Annotated in this window: 33 protein-coding genes and 5 pseudogenes; all 38 read left to right on the forward strand. The window is 45.6% G+C overall.

Translation table 11 applies throughout. The annotated features are described in order from the left end of the window. Window positions 1–148: 148 nt before the first annotated feature. The 38 genes and pseudogenes from JCM10519_RS00460 (at window position 149) to JCM10519_RS24760 (ending at window position 24,398) form a co-directional block, all read left to right on the forward strand. Window positions 149–1,162 carry a substrate-binding domain-containing protein gene (locus tag JCM10519_RS00460; RefSeq protein WP_054737644.1) on the forward strand — a complete coding sequence of 338 codons (1,014 nt, stop codon included), beginning with the start codon at window positions 149–151 and terminating at the stop codon, window positions 1,160–1,162. Between the two features lie 87 nt (window positions 1,163–1,249). Next, window positions 1,250–1,885: a deoxyribose-phosphate aldolase gene (gene deoC, locus JCM10519_RS00465; RefSeq protein WP_054737645.1), complete on the forward strand. Its 636-nt coding sequence runs from the start codon at window positions 1,250–1,252 to the stop codon at window positions 1,883–1,885. Window positions 1,886–1,900: 15 nt separating this feature from the next. After that, window positions 1,901–2,539 (forward strand): ribokinase, encoded by a 639-nt coding sequence (locus JCM10519_RS00470; protein ID WP_347842661.1) that lies wholly within the window; start codon window positions 1,901–1,903, stop codon window positions 2,537–2,539. Beyond that, window positions 2,496–2,843 carry a PfkB family carbohydrate kinase gene (locus tag JCM10519_RS24685; protein ID WP_347842662.1) on the forward strand — a complete coding sequence of 116 codons (348 nt, stop codon included), beginning with the start codon at window positions 2,496–2,498 and terminating at the stop codon, window positions 2,841–2,843. Before JCM10519_RS00470 ends, JCM10519_RS24685 begins: the two co-directional genes overlap by 44 nt. Next, window positions 2,837–3,157, forward strand: a complete 321-nt coding sequence (locus JCM10519_RS00475) for an RbsD/FucU domain-containing protein (RefSeq protein ID WP_347842663.1) — start codon at window positions 2,837–2,839, stop codon at window positions 3,155–3,157. The genes JCM10519_RS24685 and JCM10519_RS00475 overlap by 7 nt, the downstream gene beginning before the upstream one ends. Before the next feature lie 108 nt (window positions 3,158–3,265). Beyond that, complete coding sequence (locus tag JCM10519_RS00480) at window positions 3,266–4,546, forward strand: ATP-binding cassette domain-containing protein (protein WP_054737646.1); 1,281 nt, start codon at window positions 3,266–3,268, stop codon at window positions 4,544–4,546. A 2-nt stretch (window positions 4,547–4,548) separates the two neighbouring features. Then, window positions 4,549–4,764, forward strand: coding sequence for a hypothetical protein (locus tag JCM10519_RS00485; RefSeq protein WP_054737647.1), 216 nt, complete (start codon window positions 4,549–4,551; stop codon window positions 4,762–4,764). Between the two features lie 54 nt (window positions 4,765–4,818). After that, window positions 4,819–5,223, forward strand: a complete 405-nt coding sequence (locus tag JCM10519_RS24690) for a hypothetical protein (RefSeq protein ID WP_347842664.1) — start codon at window positions 4,819–4,821, stop codon at window positions 5,221–5,223. Next, entirely contained in the window at window positions 5,147–5,725 is a 579-nt protein-coding gene (locus tag JCM10519_RS24695; protein ID WP_347842665.1) for a hypothetical protein, read from the forward strand. The genes JCM10519_RS24690 and JCM10519_RS24695 overlap by 77 nt, the downstream gene beginning before the upstream one ends. A 42-nt stretch (window positions 5,726–5,767) precedes the next feature. Continuing rightward, complete coding sequence (locus JCM10519_RS24700) at window positions 5,768–6,229, forward strand: substrate-binding domain-containing protein (RefSeq protein WP_347842666.1); 462 nt, start codon at window positions 5,768–5,770, stop codon at window positions 6,227–6,229. A gap of 114 nt (window positions 6,230–6,343) precedes the next feature. After that, the gene (locus tag JCM10519_RS24705) at window positions 6,344–6,784 is read left to right on the forward strand and encodes a substrate-binding domain-containing protein (protein ID WP_347842667.1); all 441 of its coding nucleotides are present in this window, start codon (window positions 6,344–6,346) and stop codon (window positions 6,782–6,784) included. 324 nt (window positions 6,785–7,108) lie between these two features. Beyond that, window positions 7,109–7,393 (forward strand): sigma factor, encoded by a 285-nt coding sequence (locus JCM10519_RS24710; RefSeq protein WP_347842668.1) that lies wholly within the window; start codon window positions 7,109–7,111, stop codon window positions 7,391–7,393. Beyond that, window positions 7,390–7,602, forward strand: coding sequence for a sigma factor-like helix-turn-helix DNA-binding protein (locus JCM10519_RS24715; RefSeq protein WP_347842669.1), 213 nt, complete (start codon window positions 7,390–7,392; stop codon window positions 7,600–7,602). The genes JCM10519_RS24710 and JCM10519_RS24715 overlap by 4 nt, the downstream gene beginning before the upstream one ends. Then, on the forward strand, window positions 7,599–8,486 hold the full coding sequence (locus tag JCM10519_RS00510; protein WP_054737649.1) for a DUF3298 domain-containing protein: 888 nt from the start codon (window positions 7,599–7,601) through the stop codon (window positions 8,484–8,486). Before JCM10519_RS24715 ends, JCM10519_RS00510 begins: the two co-directional genes overlap by 4 nt. A 169-nt stretch (window positions 8,487–8,655) precedes the next feature. Beyond that, window positions 8,656–9,404: pseudogene (locus JCM10519_RS00515) on the forward strand (MerR family transcriptional regulator). 82 nt (window positions 9,405–9,486) lie between these two features. Then, window positions 9,487–10,219: pseudogene (locus JCM10519_RS00520) on the forward strand (ABC transporter ATP-binding protein). Further along, a pseudogene (locus JCM10519_RS00525) lies at window positions 10,206–10,950 on the forward strand (ABC transporter permease). Before JCM10519_RS00520 ends, JCM10519_RS00525 begins: the two co-directional pseudogenes overlap by 14 nt. Before the next feature lie 113 nt (window positions 10,951–11,063). Further along, window positions 11,064–11,330: a response regulator gene (locus JCM10519_RS00530; RefSeq protein ID WP_347842670.1), complete on the forward strand. Its 267-nt coding sequence runs from the start codon at window positions 11,064–11,066 to the stop codon at window positions 11,328–11,330. Next, window positions 11,302–11,436 carry a hypothetical protein gene (locus JCM10519_RS24720; protein WP_347842671.1) on the forward strand — a complete coding sequence of 45 codons (135 nt, stop codon included), beginning with the start codon at window positions 11,302–11,304 and terminating at the stop codon, window positions 11,434–11,436. The genes JCM10519_RS00530 and JCM10519_RS24720 overlap by 29 nt, the downstream gene beginning before the upstream one ends. Next, window positions 11,436–12,104 carry a hypothetical protein gene (locus JCM10519_RS00535; RefSeq protein WP_054737650.1) on the forward strand — a complete coding sequence of 223 codons (669 nt, stop codon included), beginning with the start codon at window positions 11,436–11,438 and terminating at the stop codon, window positions 12,102–12,104. Before JCM10519_RS24720 ends, JCM10519_RS00535 begins: the two co-directional genes overlap by 1 nt. Window positions 12,105–12,234: 130 nt before the next feature. Next, window positions 12,235–12,432: a hypothetical protein gene (locus JCM10519_RS24725; RefSeq protein ID WP_347842672.1), complete on the forward strand. Its 198-nt coding sequence runs from the start codon at window positions 12,235–12,237 to the stop codon at window positions 12,430–12,432. Further along, window positions 12,416–12,673, forward strand: coding sequence for a helix-turn-helix transcriptional regulator (locus JCM10519_RS24730; RefSeq protein WP_347842907.1), 258 nt, complete (start codon window positions 12,416–12,418; stop codon window positions 12,671–12,673). The genes JCM10519_RS24725 and JCM10519_RS24730 overlap by 17 nt, the downstream gene beginning before the upstream one ends. 13 nt (window positions 12,674–12,686) lie before the next feature. Continuing rightward, complete coding sequence (locus JCM10519_RS24735; protein ID WP_347842673.1) at window positions 12,687–12,932, forward strand: hypothetical protein; 246 nt, start codon at window positions 12,687–12,689, stop codon at window positions 12,930–12,932. Beyond that, window positions 12,899–13,705 (forward strand): histidine kinase, encoded by an 807-nt coding sequence (locus tag JCM10519_RS00545; RefSeq protein WP_347842674.1) that lies wholly within the window; start codon window positions 12,899–12,901, stop codon window positions 13,703–13,705. The genes JCM10519_RS24735 and JCM10519_RS00545 overlap by 34 nt, the downstream gene beginning before the upstream one ends. A gap of 20 nt (window positions 13,706–13,725) precedes the next feature. Continuing rightward, window positions 13,726–14,697: an ATP-binding cassette domain-containing protein gene (locus tag JCM10519_RS00550; protein ID WP_054737652.1), complete on the forward strand. Its 972-nt coding sequence runs from the start codon at window positions 13,726–13,728 to the stop codon at window positions 14,695–14,697. Beyond that, window positions 14,666–15,172, forward strand: a complete 507-nt coding sequence (locus tag JCM10519_RS00555; RefSeq protein WP_054737653.1) for a hypothetical protein — start codon at window positions 14,666–14,668, stop codon at window positions 15,170–15,172. Before JCM10519_RS00550 ends, JCM10519_RS00555 begins: the two co-directional genes overlap by 32 nt. A gap of 137 nt (window positions 15,173–15,309) precedes the next feature. Continuing rightward, window positions 15,310–16,811: pseudogene (locus tag JCM10519_RS00560) on the forward strand (sugar ABC transporter ATP-binding protein). Between the two features lie 22 nt (window positions 16,812–16,833). Beyond that, window positions 16,834–17,836, forward strand: a pseudogene (locus JCM10519_RS00565) (ABC transporter permease). Window positions 17,837–17,908: 72 nt separating this feature from the next. After that, complete coding sequence (locus JCM10519_RS24740; protein ID WP_347842675.1) at window positions 17,909–18,301, forward strand: hypothetical protein; 393 nt, start codon at window positions 17,909–17,911, stop codon at window positions 18,299–18,301. After that, window positions 18,298–18,822, forward strand: coding sequence for a substrate-binding domain-containing protein (locus JCM10519_RS24745; protein ID WP_347842676.1), 525 nt, complete (start codon window positions 18,298–18,300; stop codon window positions 18,820–18,822). The genes JCM10519_RS24740 and JCM10519_RS24745 overlap by 4 nt, the downstream gene beginning before the upstream one ends. 259 nt (window positions 18,823–19,081) lie before the next feature. Further along, window positions 19,082–19,984 (forward strand): ROK family protein, encoded by a 903-nt coding sequence (locus JCM10519_RS00575; protein ID WP_347842677.1) that lies wholly within the window; start codon window positions 19,082–19,084, stop codon window positions 19,982–19,984. Between the two features lie 157 nt (window positions 19,985–20,141). After that, window positions 20,142–20,294, forward strand: coding sequence for a hypothetical protein (locus tag JCM10519_RS24750; RefSeq protein ID WP_347842678.1), 153 nt, complete (start codon window positions 20,142–20,144; stop codon window positions 20,292–20,294). Between the two features lie 17 nt (window positions 20,295–20,311). After that, the gene (locus JCM10519_RS00580; protein ID WP_347842679.1) at window positions 20,312–21,346 is read left to right on the forward strand and encodes an MATE family efflux transporter; all 1,035 of its coding nucleotides are present in this window, start codon (window positions 20,312–20,314) and stop codon (window positions 21,344–21,346) included. Then, window positions 21,322–21,498, forward strand: a complete 177-nt coding sequence (locus tag JCM10519_RS24755; protein ID WP_347842680.1) for a hypothetical protein — start codon at window positions 21,322–21,324, stop codon at window positions 21,496–21,498. The genes JCM10519_RS00580 and JCM10519_RS24755 overlap by 25 nt, the downstream gene beginning before the upstream one ends. Before the next feature lie 96 nt (window positions 21,499–21,594). Further along, window positions 21,595–22,608, forward strand: a complete 1,014-nt coding sequence (gene plsX, locus JCM10519_RS00585) for a phosphate acyltransferase PlsX (RefSeq protein WP_054737654.1) — start codon at window positions 21,595–21,597, stop codon at window positions 22,606–22,608. A 19-nt stretch (window positions 22,609–22,627) separates the two neighbouring features. Further along, window positions 22,628–22,858, forward strand: coding sequence for an acyl carrier protein (acpP, locus tag JCM10519_RS00590; protein WP_054737838.1), 231 nt, complete (start codon window positions 22,628–22,630; stop codon window positions 22,856–22,858). A 72-nt stretch (window positions 22,859–22,930) separates the two neighbouring features. Continuing rightward, window positions 22,931–23,638 (forward strand): ribonuclease III, encoded by a 708-nt coding sequence (gene rnc / locus JCM10519_RS00595; RefSeq protein WP_054737655.1) that lies wholly within the window; start codon window positions 22,931–22,933, stop codon window positions 23,636–23,638. A gap of 82 nt (window positions 23,639–23,720) precedes the next feature. After that, window positions 23,721–24,398 carry an AAA family ATPase gene (locus JCM10519_RS24760; protein ID WP_347842681.1) on the forward strand — a complete coding sequence of 226 codons (678 nt, stop codon included), beginning with the start codon at window positions 23,721–23,723 and terminating at the stop codon, window positions 24,396–24,398. The last annotated feature ends 13 nt before the right edge of the window (window positions 24,399–24,411 follow it).

The following is a 24,411-nucleotide window of genomic DNA, read 5'->3' on the forward strand; positions in this document are numbered from 1 at the left end:
AATGAGAAGGTAAATAAGAAGCAATTTTCCCACTTTTATAAAAAAAAGTTCAAAAGTCATTGTAAAAAAATGTTAAAAAACACTTTACATTCAATATATAATATGTTAATATGCATATGTAACCGGTTACATAAAGGAGATTTAAGAAATGAACATACGGGATATTGCCAAAAAGGTGGGGGTTTCTTCTGCGACTGTATCCAGAGTGATCAATCAGTCTGGATATGTAAAGGACGAAACGAAGCAGAAAGTTTTAGCAGCGATTGAAGAAGCAGATTTCGTACCGAATGCCATAGCAAGAAGCTTAAGCATCCGTGACTCTTCCAGTATTGGGGTTATTGTCCCGGATATAGCCAATGAATTTTTTTCCAGCATCATAAGCGGAATGGGAGAGCTGGCGGCTAATAAACAGTATAACATTGTTTTGTTTGATACAGGCGAAATGCAGGAAAGAGAACACCAGTACCTTCAGATGGCAGAAGGCCAAAGACTTTCCGGATTGATCATAACCCCGGTTTCCGAGCTTGACAGGGTGACTCTGGATAAGCTGATCCAATTTGAAAACAAGGGGATTCCGGTGGTTTTAGTTGACCGTAACATTAAAAATTCCAGTCTGGATGGGGTTTTTGTAGAAAATGACGCCGCTGCTTATAAAGGAGTGGAAGCGCTGATTCATGCCGGTCACCGTAAGATCGCAATCATTACAGGCCCAAATACTTCTATGCCAGGAAAAGACCGGTTAAAGGGATATAAGGCGGCCTTAAGCGATTATAAGATTGAGCTTAAGGAAGAGTATATTGTATCCGGTGACTTTAAGATCATCAAGGCATATGAACGGACAAAGGAATTGCTTCAGCTTCCGGATCCGCCGACAGCGATTTTTGCCTCCAATAACCAGACCAGTCTGGGAGTGCTCAAGTATCTTACCGAGCAGAGACTTAAAATAGGCAGGGACATATCAATCGTAGGCTTTGACCAGATTGAATCCCTTAAAATAATTGATTACAGGTTATCAACCATTGAACGTGATGCAAAGAGACAGGGATATGAAGCAATGGCAATGCTGATTGACAAGCTGTCCAATAAAGAGAGCAAAAGCTCCGGCAGAAAAATCTTTGTTCCGTATCAGGTGGTGCTTCGCGGGTCAGAATTAACAAAATAGGCTGCGGTTAGCAGTTTATTTTTACCCCGGGTATGTAACCGGTTACATACCCGGGTGATAGATAATAAAAGAAAAGAGGAGAAAAAAATGGATATTGCAAAATTAGTGGATCACACGATGTTAAAGGCAGATGCTACATCAGAAACAATTAAGAGATACTGTTCAGAGGCAAAAGAATATGGATTCGCATCGGTGTGCGTGAATACATGTCAAGTACCTCTCGCCGCACAGGAATTAAAAGGCAGCGGCGTAGCTGTTTGCTGTGTGGTTGGTTTTCCCTTGGGAACCATGATGACTTCAGCAAAGGCATTTGAAGCCTCCGAAGCAGTGAAGGCAGGCGCAGATGAAGTGGATATGGTAATGAATATCGGCGCCATGAAGGATGAAAATTATGATCTGGTGCGTGATGATATAAAAGCAGTTGTAAAGGCTTCCCAGGGCAAGGTCGTTAAAGTTATTTTAGAAAACTGCCTCTTAACAAAAGAGGAAATCGTAATGGCCTGTGAGATTTCTATAGAAGCCGGAGCAGATTTTGTAAAGACATCCACAGGTTTCAGCACAGGCGGAGCAGAGCCGGAGGATGTGGCACTCATGAAGAAGACAGTAGGTGACCGGGCAAAAGTAAAGGCAAGCGGAGGAATCCGCACATCGGAAGAAGCCCGGGCTATGATAGAAGCCGGAGCGGACCGGATTGGGGCAGGCAACGGTATTGTCTTACTATAAGGAAGGAGAAGAGTTATGGGGAAAAAGGTAACAGTTTTCGGAAGCTTTGTAGTGGATCTGATGGGTAGAAGTCCCCATCTTCCGGTTCCGGGAGAAACCGTTAAAGGAAGCATTTTTAAAATGGGTCCAGGCGGCAAGGGATTCAACCAGGGGGTAGCTGCTTATAAGGCGGGAGCCGATGTGACCATGGTAACAAAGCTTGGGGAGGATGGATTCGCTGATGTGGCCTTAAATACCATGAAAAAGCTGGGAATGGATACGGGACGGATATTCCGTACCAGTCAGACAGAGACAGGCTGTGCGCTGATCATGGTGGATGAAAACACCAGCCAGAATGAAATCGTCGTTATTCTGGGCGCCTGCGACACGATTACAGATGAGGAGGTAGAGTCAATTTCAGACCTGCTGGATCAATCAGAATTTCTGCTGACCCAGCTGGAAACCAATATTTCTTCCGTGGAAAAAGTAATCGATCTTGCATATGAGAAAGGCGTAAAAATCATTTTAAATACAGCTCCTGTACAGCCGGTCAGTGACAGTATTTTAAGCAAGGTGGATTTAATCACGCCTAATGAAGTAGAAGCTGAGATATTAACCGGGATACCGGTGGATGGGGAAGAGAATGCAGGAAAAGCTGCAGACTTCTTTTTTTGAAAAAGGAGTCAAAAATGTACTTATTACCTTAGGGGGAAAAGGAGTTTACCTGGCAACTCCTGAGAAGAGGGGCATCCTGCCTGCTTACCGGGTAGACGCAGTTGATACAACCGGAGCAGGGGATGCATTTAATGGCGGCCTGGTGGCAGCCCTGGCAGAAGGAAAGGATTTATGGGAGGCGGCGGCCTTTGCCAATGCATTAGCCGCAATTTCGGTACAGAGAATCGGAACTACACCGGCCATGCCTGACCGGGAGGAAATTGACTCATTTATAAGAGAGCAGAAGGAGGAACGGTCATGTTAAAAACAGGAATTTTGCACCCTCAATTAGCAAGGGTCATGGCAGAGCTCAGGCATATGGATATGCTGGTGATCGGAGATGCCGGGCTTCCTATTCCCAAGGGAGTGGAACGGGTAGACTTAGGCTGGAAGCCGGGAAGTCCCTCTTATCTGGAGGTTCTGGAAGAAATAGAAAAGTATATGGTAACGGAAAAGGCCATATTTGCAGAGGAGGCCCTTGATGTGAGTCCGGGACTTCATGAGAAGGCGCTGGCTCTCTTGCCGGAAGGCATTCCGGTAGAGTATGTGCCCCATAAGGAATTAAAAAAAGATCACTGAGGGGCCAAGGCGATCATCCTGACAGGCGAATTTACAGGATACACCAACGTAGTCCTGGTCTCAGGCTGCGCATATTGACCGGAAGCAAAGGGGAAGTGGTGAAAACATATGGGAGGAAGGTTAGTTTTAAAACTGGAATCAATCGTAAAGACGTTTCCCGGTGTCAAGGCTCTTGACGGGGTGCATCTGGAGATTTATGAGGGAGAGGTACATGCCCTGTGCGGAGAAAACGGAGCGGGGAAATCTACCTTAATGAAGATAATTGCGGGAGCACAGCCTTATACTTCCGGCGCCATGTACCTGGATGGGGAAGAGGTGGTGTTCCATTCCGCAAAAGACGCAGAAAAACATGGAATCGCCATGATCTATCAGGAATTTAATATGGTTCCGGAATTGTCGGTGGCTGAAAACATGTATCTTGGAAGGCTTCCGGTCAATCAGTTTGGGAAGGTGGACTGGAACAGGCTGTACCGGGACGCACAGGAAAACCTGGATCATCTGGGCTTAAAGTTCAGTGCAAGGACTAAAGTCAGAAATTTATCTGTGGCAGAGGCTCAGATGACGGAGATTGCCAAGTGCCTGACCATTGGAGCAAAAATCATTATTATGGATGAACCAACCGCAGCGCTGGCAGAAGAGGAAATCCAGATTCTCTTCCGGACGATTGAGGAACTGAAGAAAAAGGGAATTGCAATCATTTATATATCCCACCGAATGGATGAGATTTTTCAGATTTCAGACCGCCTTACCGTCTTCCGGGATGGAAAGTTCGTTGCATCAAAACTCATTGGAGAAACGGATTATGATGATGTGGTATCCATGATGGTCGGACGCAATGTATCCAACCTGTACCCGGTAAGGGATTATACCCCTGGGGAAGTGGTATTTGAGGCCAGGAAGGTGAACAGCCGCGGAGTCCATAATGTCAGCTTAAAGCTTCATAAAGGAGAAATTTTAGGAATCACAGGCCTTTTGGGTGCCGGTACCATAGAACTCTCCAAGCTGATTTACGGTGCTATGCCAATGGACAGCGGGGAAATTTATGTACATGGTGAAAAAAAGGACTGTTCTTCTCCTAGAAAAGCATTAGAAGCAGGTATCGGCTTTGTCTCGGATGACAGGAAACAGGAAGGGCTTGTTTTAATAAGAAGCATCAAAGAAAATATTTCCATGTCTTCTTTAAAGAAGCTGACCAAAGGATTCCGGTTAGACAACAAGCTGGAAATGGAACGCGTAAAGGAACAGGTTAAAGCGTTGAATATTAAAGTCAGTTCTGCACACCAGCCTGCCGGAAAATTAAGCGGCGGAAACCAGCAAAAGGTAGTGTTTGGAAAGGTGCTTTTAGCAGATTCTGATATTCTGATTTTAGATGAACCACTCGGGGAGTAGATGTGGGAGCCAAGGCGGAAATCTATGCCATTATGAATGAGCTGACGAAGGCAGGCAAGAGCATCCTGGTAATTTCCACGGATCTGCCGGAGCTTATTGGAGTCAGTGACCGTGTCATTGTCATGCGGGAAGGAAGAACGGTATTAGAGATCTCCAAACAGGAAATGAATCAGGAAAAAAATATTAGCGCATGCATCTGGAGGGGTAAGCGAAAATGAATCAGGAAACTAAAAAAACGGTTAATCAACCAAATAAATATATATCGCTCGGTTTTGATCTTACTGGTAATCTGTCTCTTTGCCGCCTTTTTATCGGAAAGCTTTTTAAGTGTTTCCAACCTGTTTAATGTGTTTAAACAGGTGACAGTTGCCGGTATTATCGGATGCGGCATGACCTTTGTGATCCTTACCGGCGGAATTGATCTGTCTGTAGGCTCCATTCTGGGGTTTGCCGGAGTTGTAGCCTCCGGTGTGCTGGCCTCTACCGGTAATACCTTTCTGGCGGTACTGACAGCAGTTGCAATAGGAATTACCTGCGGAATTGTAAATGGATTTTTTTATTTCTCAGTGCGGGATTCCCCCATTTATTGCAACCCTTGGAATGATGACCCTGCTTCGGGGCTGCGTTTTGGTCTACACCAAAGGTTCTCCCATTCCGGTCAAGGTAGATTCTTATAAATTTATTGGAAAAGGTACGGTTCTGGGGATTCCGGTGCCTGTTATTATATTGATAGCACTTTTCCTGCTGGCACATTATATATTGACACAGACCAGCTTTGGACGCAGCATTTACGCATTCGGCGGAAACCGGGAAGCAGCCCGTTTATCCGGAATTTCAGTAAAAAAGACGGAATGGATGGCTTACATCATTAACGGTTTCTTAAGCGGCATTGCGGCAGTGGTTTTAACAGCCAGACTGGGGTCTGCCCAATCCACCAGCGGACAGGGGATCGAGATGGATGCCATTGCAGCGGTCATACTTGGAGGTACCAGCTTAAGCGGTGGAACCGGATTTGTGCTGCCTACTGTGGTAGGTGCCATGATCATGGGAATTATTGATAATATTCTTACGCTTATGAACGTAAATCCCCATGCCACCAATATTGTAAAGGGCGCAGTTGTACTCATCGCAGTGTTAGTGGACAAAAAGGTTAAGGATTTATCTGCAAAAGCAGAATAAATAAAACTATTAATGTAAAAGAAGAAGGGAAGGTACAAAATTATGATGAAAAGAAAACACATGGCAGCAGTAGCAGCCGCAGGACTTGTCCTTGCATCACTGGCAGGATGCAGCAGCGGAGAGAAGGCGCCTGAAACCAAACAGGAGACCGCACAGACGGAAGCAGCTACGACAACAGGAGAGGCCCAGGCAGAGGCTAAATCAGAGGGCAAGAAATACGTGGTAGGACTTGCCATGAATACCCAGACAAATCCATTCTTCGTGGATGTAAAAGACGGGGTACAGAAAGCCGCAGATGAATTAGGAGTGGAGCTTTATATTACAGATGCCCAGGATGATCCTGCAATTCAGATGAAGGATGTAGAAAACCTGATCACCAAAAACCAGACTGCATCATCATTGATACCTGCGATTCTGATGCAATTGTTTCTTCCATTGAAGCATGTAACGAAGCCGGTATCCCGGTGCTTACCATGGACCGTGAGGCAAGCGGCGGGGAAGTAGTTTCCCATATTGCTACGATGCCATCAAATCCGGAAAACTGGCCGGCCAGTATCTGGTAGACACACTGGGAGGCAAAGGAAATATCGTAGAAATCCAGGGTATCATGGAACCAATGTGGCCCAGAGCCGTTCCCAGGGCTTTAATGAAGTTATAAGCCAGAATCCTGACATGAAGATCGTTGCCTGCCAGGTTGCAGATTTTGACCGTTCCAAGGGCATGAGCGTAATGGAAAACATCCTTCAGGCCAATGACCACATCGACGGATTATATGCAGCCAATGATGAAATGCTTCTCGGTGCTTTGGAAGCGATTGAAGCTGCCGGCCGTTTGGATGAGATCACCATGATCGGCTGCGATGCCATTGATGACACTCTTGAAGCCATTAAGGCAGGTAAAGTCGAAGCAACGATTGCAGAACCGCCTTTCTTCCTTGGAAAAGCGATTATGAACTCTGCATACAATTATTTACAGGGCAAAGACGTAGACAAGTATGTGATCCTGGACAACGAACTGGTAACCTCTGATAATGTAAATGAATTAGTTACAAAAGAATAATTGATATATATATATTGGCTGGGGCATCAGACTGGTTTAATCGGTCTGGTGCCCCAGTTCTTTTTATGGGACGTGACAATATCTGTAGATTCTGAAAAGATTTTCGCTATTGCTTGTGATATAATTTCTACAGTTTTAAATAATGTTGGCCCAATTAAAAGAATGCATTGATTCAATTGCAATGAATGCGTTAATCATAACAGGTATAGGGCTTCTGAATGTTCAGAGCCTTTGTTTTTCATTTCCTGCAACTTTTTTTGCATCTGAAATCATCTATATAACAGAAAGGCAAAAATGTCTGGTAAAGGACAGAAAGGGTAACGAATGAGACAAGAGATTTATGATAAGATGACAGGCTACATCATTGAAAACCAGAAAAAGTTTTACCGGCTGGCATTCAGCTACGCCCGAAACCAGGAGGATGCTCTGGATATTGTTCAGAATGCGGTATTAAAAGCGCTGGATCATTATGAATCCTTAAAAAAATACCGATGCCATCAAAACGTGGTTTTACAGGATTCTTGTAAACGAAAGCATTTATTTCCTCAAGAAAAACAAAAAAGAGATTGCCTCAGGAGAAGAACTGGGTCTGGAGATCCCCTATTATGAACAGGGCTTTGAACCATCGGATGACCTTTATAACGAGATCAACCGGTTGGATATGGAAATACAAAATATCATTAAGCTTCGTTTTTTTTGAAGAAATGTCGCTGAAAGAGATTGCAGAGATCACCGGTGCCAATTTAAACACGGTAAAGGCAAGACTGTACCGTGGCTTAAAAATGTTAAAGCAGAATATTCAGGAGGTAAACTTATGAACCAGTTGGAGGATGCCAAAAAAAGATACGATGAGACTCCCATTCCCGAGGAATTAAGCGGCCGCATACAGGGGGCCATCGAGCAGTTTGAAGGTAAAAAAGCAGCAAGCAGCCAGAATAATACTGGGAATGGAAAGAGACGGAATTATAAATGGGGGCTGGGAACAGCGGCTGCTTTCTTTATTACATTTACAGCGGCGCTGAATATAAACACAGCATTTGCAGAGGAGGTACATCAGCTTCCGGTTGTCGGTGCCATCGCCCGGATCCTTACCGTAAGCTCTTATAAAAAGACCGTTGGGGATGAAAAAATTTCGGTAGAAGTACCGGGTGTGGAATTTATCCAAAATGACACCCACGGACTTTCTAAACAAATAAATGAAGAAATCCAGGAGATCTGCAGCAAATATGCGGATGAATCATTGGAACGGGCAAAGGAATACAAACAGGCATTTTTGGATACAGGCGGAACAGAGGCAGAATGGGCGGAACATAAGATCGAGATCAAGGTGTGGTATGAAATCAAGGCCCAAAGCGATGATTATCTTTCCTTTGTTGTAAGGGGAACAGAGAGCTGGACCTCTGCCTACAGCCAGGAAAAGTACTATAACATAGATTTGAAATCAGGAAAGCTATTATCCCTTAAGGATGTTCTTGGAGAGGATTATATCAAGAAATCGAACGAAAGCATTAATAGCCAGATGGAGGAAAAATCAAAGGAAATTGGTATTCCGTTTTTTACTCCTGAAGAGGGCGGCTTTGAAAGCATTTCGGATGAGACAAAATTTTATATGAAGGAGAATGGAAATCCGGTCATAGTTTTTGACAAATATGAGATAGCGCCTGGAGCAGCCGGGTCGGTTGAATTTGAAATAGAAAGGTAAAGAGCGAATTGTGTTTATTGCACTGTAAGACAGGCCGACTGGAAACCAAGGGTATCTTCCCAATTCTTGCACTTTTCATTCCTATGAGTTACAATTAAACCCTCCACTATAACACCAGACTTTTATATGCTGCTATTATGGTGGAATAGAATGGTGGTGATAGAATAAAATGAATACTTACAAGACCTCTGAAATTGCCCATAGTATAGGAATCCATCCCAATACGGTACGTCTTTATGAAGAGCTTGGGCTTATTCCCAAACCAGAGCGGAGGGCAAATGGTTATCGCATTTTTACAGATTTTCATATGGAACAGATTAAGTTCACAAGAATCGCCCTAAAGGTTGAGGTTTTGCAAAATGGATTGAGAAAACAGGCAATTACAATTATTAAGACATCGGCAACTGGAAATTTTAACAAGGCAATTGGTTTGACGGAACAGTATCTGCAGCAGATAAAAAATGAGCAAAGAAACGCGGAAGAAGCCATAGGGATTACTCAAAAGCTGTTATCAGGCGGCAGCAGGAGCAAAAAACTGACACTATGGTTTTAACCAGAAAAGAAACGGCCGATTATTTACAAATTTCAATGGATGCTTTAAGAAATTGGGAAATGAACGGCCTGCTCACGATAAAACGAAAACAAAACGGTTACCGGATTTATACGGATGAAGATATTAGACGGCTCAAAGTCATACGTTCCCTGCGCTGTGCCAATTACTCCCTTTCGGCAATTTTGCGGATGCTGAATACATTATCCCAAAATCCCAAAGCGGATATCCGGCAGGTGATTGATACGCCTGACAAAAGCGACGATATTATTTCCGTATGTGATAAACTTCTTACCTCTTTGCATTACGCTGAGGAAAACGCAGAAGCTATGCTGGCCCATCTTAAGAAAATGAAAAAAACGATTTGAAACAAACCCTACACTTTAACACCAGACTTTGCTCTGGTGTTATTCTTTTGGTGAAAAGAATAAACAGGAGGGATTTTATCGCATGGAAACAACCATTGAAGTGAAAGGACTTTGCAAGTCTTACGCCCAGGTTAAAGCGGTGGAGAATATTAATATCTCAATTCGCCGGGGGGAAGTGTTTGGCTTGCTGGGAGCAAACGGCGCGGGTAAAAGCACCACAATCGAATGTATCCTGGGAACGAAAAAAACAGGATAGCGGAACAATATCCATTTTGGGAATGAATCCGCAAAAAGACCGGAAAAAGCTTTTTGAGCGGGTTGGGGTTCAATTTCAGGAGGCCAATTATCAGGACAAAATCAAGGTACATGAGCTTTGTGAGGTTACTGCTTCGCTTTACAAACACACCCGGGATTTTGGTGTTCTTCTAAAACAGTTCGGACTTTCTGACAAGTTAAAAAGCCTGGTCAGTGAACTTTCGGGAGGTCAGAAGCAACGGCTTTTTATCGTCCTTGCTCTGATTCCAGATCCTGAAGTGGTGTTTTTAGACGAGCTGACAACAGGACTCGATGCCAGGGCGCGGCGGGAGGTGTGGAAGAGCCTTTCCCAGTTAAAAGAAAAAGGGATCACCATTTTGCTGACCTCTCATTTTATGGATGAGGTGGAAGCCCTTTGTGACAAGATCATGATTTTGAAAAGTGGGGAGAGCATATTTTGCGGTACCATAGAGGAAGCGGTTGCAGCCAGTCCTTATGAAAAATTGGAGGATGCGTATCTTTGGTATACCGATGGGGAGGGTGAACATGAAAACATTTAAAACGATGCTTAAAACAGAAGGAAAATTGTCCCTTCGTGGGCTGGATATGTTTATTTTTGCTATCTGCATGCCGGTTGTGGTGGTTGTGATCTTAGGAGCAGTTTTTGGAAATAAGCCCGCTTTTGATGGCGCTGATTATACGTTCCTGGAACAATCCTTTGGTGCAGTGTCAGCCATTGCCATTTGCGCCGGAGGCGTGATGGGGCTTCCTCTTGTTGTATCTGATTATCGAAGCAGAAAGATATTAAAACGGCTTAAGGTGACGCCAGCTGCCCCCGCCCTTATTCTGACGGTACAGGTTGTCATTTATGCGCTTTATTCTATTGCCTCCCTTATCCTTGTTTACATGACAGGGACGATATTTTTCGGATATCAATTAAAAGGTTCATGGCTACCGTTCCTGGGGGCATATTTGCTGGTCATGTTATCCATGTTCAGCATTGGGCTGTTGGTGGGCGGAATTGCGCCCAACACGAAAATAGCCGGTGCCGCCGCCAGCCTGCTGTACTTTCCGATGCTTATTTTTTTCTGGTGCTACCCTGCCTTATGAGGTGATGCCTGCTGCATTTCAGAAAGCAGCAGATATCCTGCCATTGACACAGGGAATTAAACTTCTTAAGGCTGCTTCACTGGGGCTGCCAATGGACAGGGTTTTCATTCCGGTTACGGTAATGATCGGGATTGCAGTAATATGTATCAGTATTTCCCTCCGCTTTTTCAAGTGGGAATGACAGAACTTACCGCGTCAATGATTATGGCTGTTTTTCTTTTTTTACACTACTTCCTTCACCCAGGCGGACATGTTATAATGACAAAAGAATCGGGGCAGAGCAGGGGGATAATCATGTTAAAAGTACTAATAGCGGACGATGAAGAAAAGATCTGCCAGTTGATCGAGAAGCTGATCGACTGGCAGGCACTGGATATGACGCTCAGCGGTGTGGCAAATAATGGGATCGAGGCACTTGAAAAGATCGAAGCCCTTTCTCCTGATGTGGTGATTACGGATATCCGGATGCCGGGATATGATGGACTGGACCTGGTAAAAAAAGACCCGGGAACTGAATGTAGGCATGGAATTTGTGATCATCAGCGGATACCGCCATTTTGAATATGCCCAGACGGCGATCAAATATGGGGTCAGCGATTATTTGTTAAAGCCCATCAAAAAGCAGGAACTGACGGAAACTCTGGAAAAAAATCAGAGTAAGGTATAATGAAAAAAAGCGAGCAGCTGACCTACGAGGAGCGGGTCAGGCTGGCAAGAAAAAGCGATGCAGAAAGGCTTAGGACCACCTGGTTTTCCAATGTCCTGTACCGGGATCGGAGCGAACAGGATTGTTCCAGCCTGGAGGAAATCAATAAGCAGTATTATTATCAGCTAAAGCCGGGATACTTTCAGATCGTTTGTGTCAAATTTGATGGAATTTCCATGCCTGACGAGAAAAACCTGGAATTTCTGACAGAAAAGACAACTCAGATTGCAGAGCAAATGCTGAAAGGCCAGGTATTTGACTGGGAATTGTACGTGGAGAACAGCCATATTTACCTGTTTCTGAATTATGGAGAGGAAAACAGGAAGCTCATCCGCCGGCAGTGTAAAAACATATTAAATGAGCTTGCTGTGCTGGAATCCATTCTGGAAGGACTTCGCGTGACCATTGGCTTTGGCACAGCCGTTTGGAATATCACCCAGATAAGAAGCTCCCTCAAATCCGCCAGGCACTTAGTGGAACAGCGGCTGGTGGCAGGAAACGGCAAACTCCTGGAAGGGGAACTGCGCAGTTCCTTTCATCTGGCATCAAGCCAGTGGTTCACCCAGTTTAACCAGAATATGAACGCGGCTCTGGAAACCTGGACCGGCAGCAGGTGGGTGCTTGTCTGATGAAGCTGAAAGAAGGACTTTTGGAGCAGCCGGATATGACCGGGCATGAAATTCTGCAGATGTGCAGGGAAGTTTGCAATCTTTATCTGTTTTTCATGAAAATCATAAAATTCCAATTGAACAGAATTTTATGGAACGGTTTAATCAGGGAGTGGAATTTTGTTCCTCTGCAAGAGAGGTCCTGCACTACCTCATAAGGGAGATTTCCACATCCTACGATAAGGCCGTAGCCGGAAAGATGCAGGAGAATAACCGCCCCATACGCATGGCTAAAAAAATATATCAGGGATCATTACAGGGAAGCAATTACCCTGGAAACCGTCAGTGAAGTCGCCGGATTCAATCCTACATATTTCAGTTCCCTGTTTAAGAAAGAGACCGGAAAGAATTTTCTGGAGTTTTTATCTGAGGTGCGTATGGAACAGGCGAAAAGCCTTCTAAAGGAAACGAATTTAAATGTTGCATCCATATGTGAGGAAGTGGGCTATAGCGATGTAAAGTATTTTACAAAGAACTTCACCAAATATTCCGGTTTAAAGCCAAATGAGTACCGGAAGCTTTATTCCTGATGGGAGGCGTATTATGAAGGAAAGGTTACGGTTTCTGTCCGTCAGGGTGATTCTTCTTTTGGCCGGTCTTTTGGCCGGGTTCATACTATTGCTTTGCTATTCCCTGTACTTAACCAGGGGGCAGCCGGAACAAATCTGGCTTTTCATGGCGGCGTCCGTACTTCTGGCCCTGTTTTTTTACGGCGGATATTATGGAATTTATAAGCCATGCAGGAGACCAAACGGGTGGAGCGGCAGTTCGCTTCCGGCAGTGTTTTAAATGACTTATTTATAATACGCTATCCCTACTGTCCGGAATCCGAGAAAGTAAATCAAAGGTTTCTGGAAATGCTGGGAACCAGGGAACTGATCAATGTTTCAAAAAAGCAGGCGGAATATCTGGCCCTCCAAAACCAGATCAATCCCCACTTTTTGTACAACACCCTGGAAGGCATACGAAGTGAGGCGCTGAGCCTTGGAGTGGACAGTATCGCGGAGATGACAGAGGCTCTTGCCACCTTTTTCCGCTATACCATTTCCAATGTAGACCATCTGGTAAACTTAGAGGATGAGCTTGCAAATATTGAGAATTATTATTATATCCAGCAGTTCCGTTTTGGAAAGAAATTACAGTTAAATATTCTTTATGCATGTTCCGAGGAGCTGGATGAAATGGATATCCTGCAATACCGTCTGCCAAAGCTGACCCTCCAGCCGGTTGTTGAAAATTCCATTTATCATGGGATCGAACGGAAAATAGGAGAAGGGCATCTGATTATTAAAATTTTAGTGACCGATTCCCGGCTGATCATCAAGGTATCTGATGATGGGCTTGGCATGGAGGCCGGCAGAGTCAGGAAGCTGAATGAAAAGCTTAAAAGCCTGTCCTTAGATGACGTGAACCCTGATATGGACCGGAAAGGCGGAATTGCAATCCAGAATGTCAACAACAGGATCAAGCTGCTCTTTGGAGAGGAATATGGGATCCACGTCTACAGCCAGGTGGGAGCAGGGACAGATGTTGAGATATCCCTTCCTCTGGTAAAGGATTGACCGGACAGAGAGGTGATGAGATGAGAAAGGAAATTCTCCGGCTGAATCATGTTACTCTGGAAGAAAACGGGGAGCGTTATCTGGATAATATGGACTTTTATATTCTCCAGGGAGAAATTATGGGGCTTATCGTTTCTGATGCAAAGGGCTGCTCTCAGCTGATCCGCCTCATCTGCCATAATATTCCCATAAGCTTTGGCGGAGTGTATTATGAAGAAAAACGGGTAAATCATTATTCCCACCCGGATTTCACTGAGAACCGGGTTTATGTCATTGAGGAGAGGGGACGGCTCATAGACAGCCTTACCATATCCGATAATCTGTTTGTTATGCGGAAAGGGTTTAAAAAGTATATTATTAACAGCAGAGTGCTGGATCGTCAGGTAGAGCTATTGATGAGGCCGCTGGGGCTGTCCATTGATCCCAAGCGCCGGGTTTCAACCTTAAGTGCCTTTGAGCGCTGCGTTGCTGAGCTTTTAAAAGCCATTCTGACTGGCTGCAGGCTCATTATTCTGGACAGGATCAGCAATTTTTTTAAGCCAGATGGAGCTAAAACAGTTTCAGGATATTATCAGAGAGCAGGCAAAGCGGGGAACCGCATTTCTTTATATGGGAAACCATCATCAGGAGGTGTTCCAGATCACGGACCGGGCGGCTCTTTTTCACCAGGGTACCATTTGGAAGGTGTTCGAGAAGGAAGAAATGGTGGATACGGCCCTTCAGCCTATACCATATCCTTTGACTTATCCGGCAGCCAGATCCGGGAACCAAAGGAGGAGGCTGTCCTTAAGCTGGAGGGAGTGCATTTGAATGGGAAAGAACCGGTGGACTTTTCTCTGAGAAAAGGGGAATGCCTCATGATACTGGATACGGATAACCAGACCTGGGAGCCTCTGGTGGAGGTTCTGTCCGGCAGCAGGGGAATCAGGGGCGGCAGGATTTACCTGGGGGAAAGGGCTTTTGCAGGAGAGGAGCCTACGGACTTTTTTTAAGGAAGGGGTAGCCGTTATTCCCGATGATCCGGCAGAAACCTTTCTGTTTCGGGATATGAGCTATATGGAGAACTTAACCTTTCTTCTGGACCGGAAGGTGCGGCTTGGAAATCTAAAGCGCAGCCATCTTCGCAGTGTTCGAAAGGAATATATGAATAAGGCGGGACCCTGTATTGATGCGGTGAAGATTGACCGTTTAAGCCTGCGGGAAAAATACGGACTGGCCTATTACCGGATCCATCTCCTTCACCCCAAGGTCGCCGTGTGCGTACAGCCCCTGGCAAAGGGGGACATGTACTTAAGGCGTTATGTGCTGGATTTGATCCAGGAGCTGAAAAACAGCGGGATCTCGGTACTCATTCTTACCAGCAACCTTGCCGACAACATGGATGTGTCGGACCGGATGATAGTCCTGCAGGATGGAAAGGCGGCGGCAGAATACACGAAAGAGGAATTCTATAAAGTTGGCTGGTGATAAAAAGGATTAACAGGCGGTCTGACTGCCAAAGATTGCCCCCCTTAAACGGAAGAATCTCCCCTACTTTCCATGAACTTCCGATGGTATACTGATTACAGAAGCTAGAATTTGAGAGAAGTATGAGGGTGAGAGGTATGCAGGAAGATATTGTGCAGATGCAGAATATTACAAAAACATTCCCTGGTGTAAAAGCGCTTGACGATGTTTCATTTTACTTAAAGTCAGGCGAAGTCATGGCACTGTTGGGTGAAAATGGGGCAGGAAAATCAACACTTGTTAAAATATTGAGCGGTGTCTATCCAAAAGATGGAGGGACCATTGAGGTATTCGGTTCTGATATTCGGGAAATGACCACACAGAAGGCAAAGGAACTGGGAATAGCGATCATTCATCAGGAACTGAACATGTGCCAGCATTTGACGGTAGCGGAAAACATTTTCCTGGGACGGGAACGGACAAGGGGAATGGTCCTTTCTGAAAAAGAGATGAACAAGGCGGCGGCCGAGATTCTGGGACGGATGAATATTGATTTAGATCCGGAGGAGCTGGTAGGCAGCCTGGCAGTATCTAAGCAGCAGATGGTTGAGATCGCCAAGCACTTTCCATGAATGCCAGGGTCCTGATCATGGATGAGCCTACGTCGGCCCTGACATCAAAGGAGATCAATGATCTGTTTGCAATCATTAAAAAGCTGAAAAAGGAAGGCTGCGGAATCGTATACATATCCCACCGTCTGGAAGAACTGAAACATATCGTGGACCGGGTCACAATCATGAGGGACGGAAAATTTATCACTTCCATGGATTTTGATCAAAGGCAGATGGAAGAGATCATTGCCCATATGGTAGGCCGTGAAATAAAACAGAAGTTCCCCCGTGTTTCATGTCCAAAAGGGAAAAGGATCCTGGAGGTCCGTAACTTAAATGCCGGGCGGATGGTCCGAAACATTAATCTGGAGCTGTACGAAGGTGAGATCGTGGGCATTGCCGGGTTAATGGGGGCAGGGAGGACGGAAACCACCAGAGCCATATTTGGAGCGGATCCAAAGGAAACAGGGCAGATTTTCCTGGATGGAAAAGAGGTCAGCATACATAACGTGGAGGATTCCATAAAAGCAGGCATTGTACTGGCTCCTGAGGACAGGAAAAAGGATGGCCTCTGCACGAAGCTCAGCATACGGGACAACATCTCTCTTCCCAATCTGGATATCCTGTGCGGAAAGCTGGGGATCGTCAACAGGAAAAAAGAGAGGGAAATGACGGATAAAACAGTGGTTTCCTTAAAAATCAAGCTGCCAAGCGCAGAGGTGGATGCCGGAAGCCTGTCAGGCGGCAACCAGCAAAAAGTAGTGGTGGGTAAATGGCTGGCAAGGAATTCACGGGTGGTTATTTTCGATGAACCTACCAGGGGAATCGACGTGGCTGCTAAGGTAGAGATCTATAACCTGATGAACGAATTAAAACAAGAGGGGATCGGCGTTTTGTTCGTTTCATCGGAAATGCCGGAAATCCTTGGCATCAGCGACCGGATCATTGTCATGTGTGACGGGAAGATTACAGGGGAAGTGATGACAGCTGAGGCGACACAGGATCAGATCCTTAAATTTGCGACTCAGTTTGAAAGCAAGATCAGTTAAGAGAAGGGCAAGGAGAGGTAACATGAATAGTAAAAGACAGAGTTGGTATAAAAGGCTGTTCGCCGTTAGGGGGATGGGGCAGGTAGTCACCGTGGGAGTGGGACTTATCGTCATGTGCGTTGTTTTTGGCATCATAAACTACATTCTTTTCCGGGAAAATGTTGCGAATCTATTGCGCCAGATTGCGCCCATCCTGTTAATCGGCATCGGCCAGTCCTATGTATTGATCACCGGCAATATTGATTTGTCCATTGGTTCCGTTGTCGGCATGAGCTGCATGATATCTGCGACCATGATGACAAATGGCATAAATCCGTGGGCAGCGGTACTTCTTACCCTGATATGCTGTCTGATCGTAGGAGTGGTCAACGGTTTACTGGTAGCCAAGTGCAAGCTTCCGCCCTTTATTGCAACCTTAGGCACCATGACGATTGCCAGGGGCGTTGCCAGATCGTCAATAATAACTACAATACCGATGCCATCGGAGACGGGGCAAAGGGGTTTCGGGATTTCTTTTATTATGGAAAGGTTGCCGGAGTGTATAATACGGTGATCATAGCCATTGTTTTATGGCTGGTATTTAATTTCCTCTTAAGCAAAACAAGGACCGGCCGGCATATTTATGCAATCGGAAGCAACATAGAGGCCTCCAAGCTATCCGGGGTAAATATTGTCGCCACCACCACAAAGGCTTATCTGGTCAGCTCCTTTTGCTCCTGTATCGTAGGACTGGTGATCTGCGCAACAAGCGGCATGGGTACCATGGATGCCGGCAATGCCTATGAAATGTATGCTGTGGCAGCTTCCGTAATCGGAGGAGTGTCAACCTGGGAGGACAGGGAATCTTAATCGGTACGGTGATCGGTGCTTCCATCTGGGGCGTTCTGCAGAATGGCCTTCAGTTTGCAGGTGCTCCGGTTGCGATCCGTAACATTGTTATCGGCGCCATTGTGGTGATCTCCGTATTGATCGATGTAATTGTTAGAAGCGGAAAGCTTGGTAAGAAAAATAAGTTAGAACCATAAACAAGGTATTGGAGCCTAAGGCTTTGATATAGGCAGACTATAAAATATCCAAATTTAAGGAGGAAAAGGTTTATGAAGCGGAAAGTATTGGCGGCTATTCTTTCTATGGGAGTGATTGCCTCTATGGCAGGCTGCAGCAGCGGGCAAAAAGAGGCAGCAGCGACGACTGGGGCAACAACTAAGGCTGCAACCGAAGCTGCAACCACAGCAGCAGAAACTGCGAAAGAGGCAGCTTCCGGCGGAGGCTCACACAAGGTTTACTTAATCACCATGGATCAAATGGACCAGCACTGGGTAAACGTGGATGCAGGTGCCCAGAAAGCCGTAAAGGAGCTTGGAAATGTAGATTATAAGTGGCTGGCTCCTGATGTAAAGGATGACGCAAAGCAGATCGAATGCATTAACAATGCCGTAGCAGGAGGCGCAGAGGCCATTTTACTGGCGGCAAACGGCCTGATGCAGTGACTGCATCGTTACAGGAAGCCATTGACGCTGGAGTGAAGGTGGTATACGTAGACTCCGCAGCATCCCTGCCGGCAGTCCAGACCCTTGCAACAGATAACAAAGCAGCCGGAAAAACAGCCGGTGAAGAAATGATCAAAGCCTTAAAGGCCAATGGAATCGAATCAGGCAAGATCGGCATCGTAAACGTAAATGCTGCAACCGCATCCACAGTAGCCAGAGAAGAAGGCTTCCGTTCTGCATTTGAGGGAACAAAATTTGAGATTCTGGAAACTCAGTACGGAGAAGGCGATGCGGCAAAATCCAAGGATATTGCTGCAAACTATATCACCCAGGGCTGCGTAGGCATTTTCGGAGCCAATGAAGGCTCTACCGTAGGAACCGGCAATGCCATTCAGGAAGCAGGCGAGACTGTAATCGGCGTAGGCTTTGACAAATCCGACATGATCCTTCAGCTGATTAAGGAAGGCTATCTCCTGGCAACCATGCTCAGAATCCTGATGTTATGGGATATGAAGGAGTGAAGACAGCGGTTAATGCCCTGGAAAGCAAGGACACAGGAGATAAGAACGTAGACACAGGAGTTTCCGTCCTCACAAAAGAAACAATAAAATAAAATGCGAATATAAGCGCAGATATATTTCATAATAGGAAAAGAGCAGGGCCGGTACTTCGGTTCCTGCTCTGTTGGCATATGTTTCTTAATGAAGGGAAAATAGCTGTTGGATGAGCCGGCAGGCAAAGCGGATTTACTTATAATAATAGAAGGGCTGAGGTTTTACGATGCATATACTGGGATTTGATATTGGAGGAACAAAGTGTGCGGTGTTTCTTTGCCGCCTGGAGGGCGATACGATTATATGGATTGAACGGAAGGAAATACAGACAACATCAGATTGGAGAGCAGTGTTGGACACCTTATGCGGCTGTGGGGAAGGGATGCTTGAAGCCCATGAGGTTTCCCGGTCTGACTGCCGTATCGGGATATCCTGCGGAGGCCCGTTGAGTCCTGACCGCACGGTCATCTGCTCTCCTCCTAACCTGCCGGGCTGGGACGAAGTTCCCGTTGTTTCCTATCTGTCGGAAAAGTTCCAGATGCCTGCCAGGATGTTAAACGATGCCGATGCCTGTGCCCTTGCCGAATGGAAATATGGGGCTGGAAAAGGATCTCTTCATATGATATTCCTCACCTTTGGCACCGGCCTTGGCGCAGGTATGATTTTAAATGGCCGTCTATATACAGGAGCCTGCGGCATGGCAGGAGAAGTGGGGCATGTCCGCCTTAAGGAGGACGGGCCTGTTGGATATGGAAAGGCAGGGAGCATGGAAGGATTTTGCAGCGGCGGCGGAATCCGGCAAACGGCAGTACAAAAGGCAAAGCAGATGGAAAAGCAGGGGAAAAAGGCCTCTTTTCAGACAGGAGAAATGGAGAAGATCAGGGCAAAGGATGTGGCAGAGGCCGCCAGGGCCGGCTATGAAGATGCCGCAGAATTATTGAGTGAGTCGGGAACGTATTTCGGAAGAGGACTGTCCATGCTTATTGATATCCTGAATCCGGAGGTAATAGTTGCCGGCAGCATATACGCCAGAGCCCATGAATTCATGGAAACAGCCATGTGGGATGAAATCCATAGGGAGGCTCTTGCTTCTTCTGCAGCCGCATGCAGGATCGTGCCAGCCGGTTAGGTGAGAAGATAGGGGATTATGGAGCCGTTATGGCTGCGGTTTATGAATAGTATTTATGATTTTTTTGAAAAGGAGTGACAACTGGCGGGGAACGTGATAAAATAACCCATGCGCCTCTTAAAGAGCGATATAATTTTTGAACAGAGGATGGAAAATAATGGAAACCGATATGACAAGAGGCAATCCTCTTCCAATCATTTTAAAATTTACGCTTCCGCTTTTAATGGGAAATATTTTTCAGCAGCTATATAACATGGCAGATACCATTATTGTTGGCCGTTTTGTTGGACTGATGCCCTGGCCGCAGTAGGCTCTACCGGTACTATCATGTTTCTGGTTATTGGATTTTCCCAGGGAATGAGCACTGGATTTACGGTTCTTACCAGCCAGCGCTTTGGAGCAGGGGATGAAAATGGTGCGAAGCGCTCTGTGGCTAATGGGATCATCCTGTCATTTTTTGTTGTTGCGGCCATGACAGTATTAAGCCTTGCCTTTATGAGAACACTTTTAAGGGCCATGAACACACCCGGGGATATTTTTGAGGATGCTTATACCTACATTTCCATCATATGTATGGGAATTGTTGCAAATGTATTTTACAATCTGTTTTCCTCTTATCTCCGTTCCGTCGGAAACAGCCGGATCCCCCTTTTGTTCCTGATGTTTTCTGCCAGCTTAAACGTGGTGCTGGATCTTATTTTTATTATTAATTTTAAGATGGGAGTGGCCGGAGCTGCCTGGGCGACCAATCTTTCGCAGGGGATATCCGCAATCCTGTGTATCTTCTATATTTATAAAAAGGTGCCGGTTTTAACTCCAAAGAGGAATCACTGGAAACTGAATGAGGCGGATACAAGGCGCCAGCTTTCCGTGGGAATTCCCATGGCTTTTCAGTTTGGAATCACTGCATCAGGAACCATCATCATGCAGTCAGCTGTTAATCTATTCGGTTCAACCGCAGTAGCAGCCTATACGGCCGCCAATAAGTTTCAGGGCATGGTCATTCAGGGAATGCTTGCCATGGGTCAGACAATGGCTACGTATTCGGGTCAGAATTATGGAAAGGGTGACATAGGAAGAATCCGCCATGGCGTCAGGCTGGTGCTTGGGACGGGGGTCGTGTATTCGGTTCTTTGTTCTGTTATTGTCTGCTTAGCCCTTCCCTATGCTTTAAGGCTGTTTTTCTCGGGAGATGTGGATATAACGGAAATGCTTCCATGGGCGAAAACCTATATTTATCTATGTGCCGTTTTTTATATTCCTCTTGGAATGATTTTCATATTCAGAAACACCATGCAGGGATGCGGCTATGGCTTTCTTCCATGCTGGGAGGAGTTGTGGAGCTTGCTGCCAGACTGGTAACGGCTGCAGTGGCGATCAGGCTTTTAAGTTTTCCCTTAGCCTGTGCCTGTGATCCGGCCGCCTGGTTAAGCGCCGGGCTGTTTACATTAATTTCATATGTCTATATTATGAAAAAGGTGGAAAAAAACAGGGAAAGCAAAGGTCCTGTCTGATCTTTTATTTTTCTTAATTTAATATTGATTTATAGTATAATATTTAGTATATTATGTAATAGATTATCTTAGGCGATATTTGAAAGGAGAATCATGATGATAAAAGTAGCTGTTGACGCCATGGGCGGTGACTATGCACCGGTAGAGATGGTAGCCGGAGCCGTAGAGGCGGTGAACGCGAATAAAGAAATCCAGGTTCTCTTAGTAGGGCAGGAGCATATTGTATCAGAGGAGTTAAGGAAACATACGTATCAAAAGGATCAGATACAGATTGTGAATGCGTCAGAGGTAATCGAGACGGATGAACCTCCGGTTAACGCCATACGAAAGAAGAAAGATTCTTCCATCGTTGTGGGGATGAATCTGGTAAAGCAGAAGGAGGCGGATGCATTTGTATCGGCTGGCAGTTCAGGCGCTATACTGGTTGGCGGACAGGTAATTGTCGGACGGATAAAAGGGGTGGAACGACCGCCGCTGGCACCGCTTATCCCAACGGAAAAAGGCGTTTCCCTGCTGATTGACTGCGGAGCCAATGTGGATGCAAGACCATCCCACTTGGTACAGTTTGCCAGGATGGGATCCCTTTACATGGAGCATGTAGTGGGAGTTAAGAATCCAAGAGTGGCTATCGTTAATATCGGCGCAGAAGAAGAAAAGGGAAATGCGCTTGTAAAAGAAACCTTTCCACTGTTAAAGGAGTGCAAGGATATCCATTTTACCGGAAGCATCGAAGCCAGGGAGATTCCGCATGGCGGTGCAGATGTCATTATTTGCGAGGCATTTGTAGGCAATGTAATCCTGAAGCTTTACGAAGGAGTAGGAGCGACCTTAATTAATAAGGTAAAACGCGGTATGATGGGAAGTTTAAGAAGCAAAATAGGAGCTCTGCTTGTAAAGCCTGCGTTGAAGGAAAGCCTGAAATCATTTGATGTATCTGAGCACGGCGGAGCGCCGTTATTGGGACTTAATGGCTTGGTTGTAAAAACCCATGGGAATTCAAAGGCAGTAGAAGTGAAGAACTCCATACTTCAATGCGTAACCTTCAAAGAACAGGGAATTAATGATAAGATAAGAGAAAGTCTTAAAAAGAATGATGAAAATCAAGAATAGGAGAGAGGAAGGAAAAGAGATGGAATTTGAGAAGTTACAGAACATAATTGCAGAGGTATTAAATATTGAGCCGGATGAGGTGACCATGAACTCCACATTTGTGGATGACCTTGGTGCTGACTCCCTTGATGTGTTCCAGATCATTATGGGTATTGAGGAGGAATTTGATATTGAGATTCCAACGGAAGTGGCAGAAAACATTGTAAGTGTCAATGACGCAGTAGAACAGATCAAGAATGCTTTAAATTAATAGATGTGGGTGCTGCCGGGGACCTTTGGGTCTGTCCGCAGCACCTTCTTTCATAATGAGAAGAGGTGTATGATGAGCAGAAATTTAAAAGAACTGGAGGAGCGGATCGGCTACCGTTTTTCGGACAAGCGTCTTATGACACAGGCCATGACCCACAGCTCCTATGCCAATGAACACCGGTTAAATAAGCTGGAATGCAACGAACGCCTGGAGTTTTTGGGTGACTCTGTGCTTGAGGTGGTTTCCAGTGACTGTCTGTATCACAAGTATCCGGATAAGCCGGAGGGTGATTTGACAAAGATACGTGCCAGTATCGTCTGCGAACCCACTCTTGCCTATTGTGCAGAGGATATAAGGCTTGGAGAGTATCTGCTTTTAGGCAGGGGGGAAGAAGCTACCGGAGGCAGAGGACGTGCGTCGATTGTTTCTGATGCTATGGAAGCGCTGATTGGGGCCATTTATCTGGACGGTGGTTTTGCTAATGCAAAAGAGTTTATCCTTCGTTTCATCATGAATGATCTGGAACATAAGCAGCTCTTTTATGATAGCAAGACTATCTTGCAGGAGATCGTACAGAGTAAGACAGAAGAGCCTTTGAGCTATGAACTTTTGCGGGAAGAGGGACCGGATCATAACAAGGTATTTGAGACGCAGGTCCTCATAGGCCAGGAGATTATCGGCCAGGGAACCGGACGGACGAAAAAGGCAGCGGAGCAGGTGGCTGCCTATCATGGGATTCTCAGCCTTAAGGGCATGGACAATAATAAGGAAACACCCTGAGGGTATACCTCTATGTCCAAAGAACGTGGACAATAATAAGGAAAAGAAAGGGCAGGCCCTGTGAAGCCTGTCGGAGTGAAATATGTATCTAAAAAGTATTGAAATCCAGGGTTTTAAATCTTTTGCCAATAAGATCGTCTTTGAATTTCATAACGGGATCACCGGCATCGTAGGCCCTAACGGCAGCGGCAAGAGCAATGTTGCCGATGCCGTGCGCTGGGTGCTTGGTGAACAGAAGGTAAAGCAGCTTCGAAGCTCCAACATGCAGGATGTGATTTTCTCCGGAACAGAATTGAGAAAGCCACAGGGCTTTGCCTATGTTGCCATTACCCTTGATAATTCCGATCACCATCTGGCCATTGATTATGACCAGGTAACGGTTTCAAGGAGAGTATACCGTTCCGGCGAAAGCGAGTACATGATCAATGGCAGTGCCTGCCGTTTAAAGGATATTTATGAATTGTTCTATGATACCGGAATCGGAAAAGAAGGCTATTCCATCATCGGACAGGGACAGATTGATAAGATTTTAAGTGGAAAGCCGGAGGAGCGCAGGGAATTATTTGATGAGGCCGCCGGCATTGTTAAATTTAAACGGCGCAAGCTCATTGCCCAGAAAAAGCTTGAAGATGAAAAACAAAACCTCATCCGTGTCAATGACATTCTAACAGAGCTTGAAAAGCAGGTAGGCCCCCTTGCAAGGCAATCTGAGGCGGCAAAGGAATATCTCCGTTTAAAGGAAGATTTAAAAAAAGTATGATGTCAACCAGTTC

The organism is Clostridium sp. NkU-1 (assembly GCA_001312405.1).